This window comes from Ornithinibacter sp. (assembly GCF_035443565.1).
Lineage (GTDB): Bacteria > Actinomycetota > Actinomycetes > Actinomycetales > Dermatophilaceae > Fodinibacter.
This window is the reverse complement of record NZ_DAORSO010000087.1, coordinates 6,531-8,534: the sequence shown is the minus strand read 5'-3', so window position 1 is coordinate 8,534 and position 2,004 is coordinate 6,531. Positions and strand designations below refer to the sequence as shown.

At 69.5% G+C, this 2,004-nt stretch carries 3 protein-coding genes; all 3 read left to right on the top strand.

The annotated features are described in order from the left end of the window. Positions 1 to 20: 20 nt before the first annotated feature. The gene (locus PLL68_RS09895; protein WP_324533619.1) at positions 21 to 524 is read left to right on the top strand and encodes a DUF4395 domain-containing protein; all 504 of its coding nucleotides are present in this window, start codon (positions 21 to 23) and stop codon (positions 522 to 524) included. A gap of 105 nt (positions 525 to 629) precedes the next feature. Next, on the top strand, positions 630 to 992 hold the full coding sequence (locus PLL68_RS09890; protein WP_324533617.1) for a helix-turn-helix domain-containing protein: 363 nt from the start codon (positions 630 to 632) through the stop codon (positions 990 to 992). A gap of 53 nt (positions 993 to 1,045) precedes the next feature. Next, positions 1,046 to 1,876, top strand: coding sequence for a hypothetical protein (locus tag PLL68_RS09885; protein WP_324533615.1), 831 nt, complete (start codon positions 1,046 to 1,048; stop codon positions 1,874 to 1,876). Positions 1,877 to 2,004: the final 128 nt, after the last annotated feature.

The following is a 2,004-nucleotide window of genomic DNA, read 5'->3' as shown; positions in this document are numbered from 1 at the left end:
CTGGCGCATAATCACTGGTTATGGCTGACGTGCGCACTCCTTTTGAATTCCCGGCCGTCGTCAACGAGAAGGCTGCCCGGGCCGTGGCGGGACTCGTGGTGCTCGTCGCTGCGGTGGCGCTGCTCACCGGCTGGCTCTGGCTGAGTGCCGTGCTCGCCGTCGGGTTCGCCCTGCGAGTGGCCAGCGGCCCGCGGTTCGACCCCTTCGGGCAGCTCGCCACCACGGTGATCGCCCCCCGCCTCGGTGAGCCCGTGCTCGTCCCCGGCCCGCCGAAGCGGTTCGCCCAGGCCATCGGCCTGGTGCTCACCCTCGTCGCCACGGGCTTCCTCGTGGCTGGCCTGCCTCTCGTGACGACTGCGCTGCTCGGCATCCTGCTCGTGTTCGCCACCCTGGAGTCGGCCTTCGGCTTCTGCGCCGGCTGCTACGCGTTCGGCCTGCTCATGCGCGCGGGCCTGGTGCCCGAGGAGACCTGCGCGGCCTGCAACGACATCTCGCTGCGCCAGCGCCAGCCTGCCGGGGTCTGATCCCGCGAGCCGCGTGAGCGCTGAGAGTTGAGCGCTCAACGGTGTGAGCGGGCTCACGCTTGCTCCAGTTTGCATTTTGCTAACTAGAGCAAGCATACTTGTCACGTGAGCAAGAATCCGCTGAACGACCTGGGCAGCAGCCTCGGCGATTACCTGCGAGAGCAGCGAACCGCCGCCAAGCTGTCCCTGCGTCAGCTGTCCGAGCTCGCCGGGGTGTCCAACCCCTACCTGTCCCAGATCGAGCGGGGGCTCAAGAGGCCGAGTGCCGAGATCCTCCAGCAGCTCGCGAAGGGTCTCGAGGTCTCGGCCGAGAGCCTCTACGTCAAGGCCGGAATCCTCGACGCCGAGGTCACCCCGCACTCCGAGACCCCCGACGTCCGAGGCGCCATCGCCGCCGACCCGGCCCTGACCGAGCGGCAGCGCAAGACCCTCCTGGACATCTACGAGTCCTACGTCGAGGACAACTGACGGCAATGATGCCGACCCCCCTGAACTCACGCACCACCACCAAGGAGAATCCCATGTCAGTCATGACCGACATCAAGAACACCGTCGACGCCACCCCCTTCTTCGCCGCTGTCGGCGCCACTGACCTGGCCGTCGAGAAGGTCCGCGAGGCCCGCATCCGCGCCGAGAAGGTCCGCGTCGAGCTCTCCGCCGACCTGGCCCCGGCCAAGGTCCAGGCCCGTGCGACCACCCTGGTCGACGGCGTCAAGGAGATCCCTGCGGTCGTCCTCAACGAGACGATGGTCGTCGGCGGCAAGGTCGCCGAGGGCTACGACGAGCTCGCCGTGCGCGGCAAGAACCTCGTGAACCGCATCCGCAACCAGAAGTCCACCAAGGACCTCTTCGCGCAGGCCGAGACCTCGGTCGCGCAGGCCAAGGGTGCCGTCACCTCCGCCCGCAACGCGGCGGCCGACATCGAGCGCTCCGCCAAGGCCACCATCACGACCACCCGCAAGGAGGCCGTGAAGCTGGCCGAGGTCGTCACCGGCTCCGTCACCGAGGGTCTCGAGACCGTCGAGGCCGAGGTCACCGAGTCCGCCAAGCGCACCCGCACCGCGGCCAAGCGCACGTCGACCACGACCAAGAACGCCTCCAAGAAGGCCGTCAGCTCGGCCAAGGCCGCCACGACCAGCGCTCGCAAGACCGCTGTCGCTGCGGAGAAGGCGACCGAGAAGGCTGCCGAGAAGGTCGGCGACGTCCCCGCGGCCAAGCGCACCCCGGCCAAGCGCACCGTCAAGGTGAGCACGAAGCCCGCCGCCAAGCGCACCTCCGCGCCGGCTGCGAAGCCCGCCGCGAAGACCGCTGACACGCCGGCCGCGTCCGCGACCGTCACCGTCACCGCCTGAGCGACACCACGTGGTCGGCCACGCCCGACCTGACCGTCACCGGTCCACCCCTTCCCGGTGACACCCCGACGACCGGGGCCGGCCCTGCCGGCCCCGGTCGTTCGTGTCTGCGGTCGCAGGCACGACCG